The organism is Micromonospora sp. WMMD737, assembly GCF_049179055.1.
In the GTDB taxonomy this organism is placed as follows: domain Bacteria; phylum Actinomycetota; class Actinomycetes; order Mycobacteriales; family Micromonosporaceae; genus Micromonospora; species Micromonospora reichwaldensis.
The window spans coordinates 1-2,252 of sequence record NZ_JBMHMH010000021.1; the positions used below are offsets into that span (position 1 = coordinate 1).

Here is a 2,252-nt window from a genome sequence, read left to right on the forward strand (position 1 = left end):
TGGGCACCTCCCCGGAGAAGGGGCTGCTTCCCTGTTCAGGGCGTGGTTAGCTGCAGTCAACGTCCGTTCGACCCGACGAGGTCAGCATGCAGATCGAGGCGCACGACCCACACCATCACCCTGAGGGGGATCTTCAGGACAAGGGGCTGTCCCACAACGCAGTCGGGCTGTTCGGAGGCACCGTTCTCGGCATCTCCTCGGTGGCCCCGGCGTACGCCCTGACTGCGACGATCGGCATCCTGGTCGCCGAGGCGGGCACCAAGATGGCGGTGGTGATCATCGCCGGTTTCCTGCCGATGTTCTTCGCCGCCTACGCCTACCGTGAACTCAACAAGGTCGCACCGGACTGCGGAACCTCGTTCACGTGGACGACCAAGGCTTTCGGGCCTTACATCGGCTGGCTCGGCGGCTGGGCGGCGGTGCTGGCGACCGTCATCGTGCTGTCCAACCTGGCCGGCGTCGCCGTGCAGTTCTTCTACCAGTTCGTCGGGGATCTGTTCGGCAGCGAGCAGCTGGCCGCGCTGTGGGAGAACAAGCCGGTCAACGTGCTCACGTGTCTGGCGTTCCTGGCGATCGCGACCACGGTCGCCTACCGCGGCATCACCACCACCGAGCGGGTGCAGTTCTTCCTGGTCGGCTTTCAGATGGTGGTGCTGTTGGTGTTCGCGGCGACCGCCCTCGTCAAGGCCGGGTCGTCGCCGACGGGGATCCCGTTCAGCTTGGACTGGTTCAGCCCGGCCGGGCTGACGGTGTCGGCGTTCATCGCGGGGCTGTCCGGTTCGATCTTCGCGTTCTGGGGATGGGACACCGCCCTGACGGTCAACGAGGAGACCAAGGATTCGGACAAGACCCCGGGTCGGGCGGCACTGCTGTGCGTGTTGTCGATCCTGCTGACCTATCTGCTGGTCGCGGTGGCCACCCAGATGTATGCCGGCGTCGGCACCGACGGGCTCGGGCTGGGCAACGAGGAGATCGCCGACAACGTCTTCGGGGCGCTGGCCGAACCGGTCCTGGGCGGCCCCCTGCACCTGTTCCTGTTCCTGGCGGTGCTGGCCTCCAGTGCGGCGAGCCTGATCACCACGTTCCTGCCGACGTCGCGGACGATGCTGGCGATGGGTACCTACAAGGCGTTCCCGACGCGCTTCGCCACCGTGCACCCGCGCTTCTTCACCCCGTCGTATTCCACCGTGGCGGCCGGGGTCGGCGCGGGGCTCTTCTACTCGATCCTGACCTTCACCAGCGACAACGTGCTCACCGACACTATCTACTCGCTGGGCATCATGATCTGCTTCTACTACGGCCTGACCGCGTTCGCCTGCATCTGGTTCTTCCGCCGTGAGCTGTTCAAAAACGTCCAGAGCTTCGTGTTCAAGTTCTTGTTTCCGCTGCTCGGCGGTCTCGGGCTGCTCGGTGTTTTCGTGGTCACGATCCGCGACAGTGCCTCACCGGACTACGGCAGCGGCGCCAGCATCGGCGGTGTCGGCCTGGTGTTGATCCTGGGACTCGGATTGATCGTTCTCGGTCTGGTGTTCATGTTCATCATGCGGGCCCGTCAGCCGGAGTTCTTCCTGGGGCGGACACTGCGCAAGGACACCCCGGTCCTGGTCGTCGACGAGCCGTAGTGGCTAGTCGCTGTGCCGGGCCCAGGCGGCGACGAAGATGACCATCGCCGTCACCAGGGAGATGAGCACCCACAAGACTCCGAACTCGTCGATCAGGATTCCGGTGGGTGGGCTGTCGGGGAGCACTTCTCGGATGGGGATGACGGCGAAGAGCATGACCGCGAACCAGGCGGTCATCGGCGGCTGGAATTTCTTGGCGCCCCGGGCGATGTTCACTGCGACGTAGAGCGCCAGCGGCGGTAGCGCCAGCAGCACCAGGCAGAGGCCGAGCGCCACTGCGACGATGACCCGCGACCGCGAAAACGTAATGATGGCATCGTCGTTGGCTCGGTTGTAGCCGCCCGGTGAATCGGCATGGTCGTGGCCGATCTCCCAGCCGTGGATCTCGCCGGCGACTTCCATGCGTGCTGCAACGGTGCGCCGTGCATCGTCTGATCCTGCAGTGACTCTGGCCGTGATCGGCGAGGTCGTGTAGGTGTCGAACGGGTACCTGTTGGTGTCACCCCAGGCCCACAGAGAGACGGTGACGACCCCCGGTGCGGTCTCCTCGGCATAGATGTATTCGCCCAGCCCGGTCGATGCGAACAGTTGCACCGTCATCTCGGTGTTGAGCAGCCCGAACTCCGGGTC

The 2,252-nt window shown here is 65.0% G+C and carries 2 protein-coding genes; one reads left to right on the forward strand and one right to left on the reverse strand.

The genetic code is table 11. The annotated features are described in order from the left end of the window. The first annotated feature begins 86 nt into the window (after positions 1–86). Positions 87–1,622, forward strand: a complete 1,536-nt coding sequence (locus ACN27A_RS33970) for an APC family permease (RefSeq protein WP_421459038.1) — start codon at positions 87–89, stop codon at positions 1,620–1,622. Positions 1,623–1,625: 3 nt separating this feature from the next. Here ACN27A_RS33970 and ACN27A_RS33975 read toward each other — a convergent pair. Beyond that, positions 1,626–2,252, reverse strand: a 627-nt coding sequence (locus ACN27A_RS33975; protein WP_421459041.1) for a DUF4436 family protein, incomplete at its 5' end; no start/stop codon positions are given.

Excerpts from the sequence above, each read along its gene's own strand:
- ACN27A_RS33970 (WP_421459038.1), top strand. The coding sequence starts at position 87 with ATGCAGATCGAGGCGCACGACCCACACCATCACCCTGAGGGGGATCTT.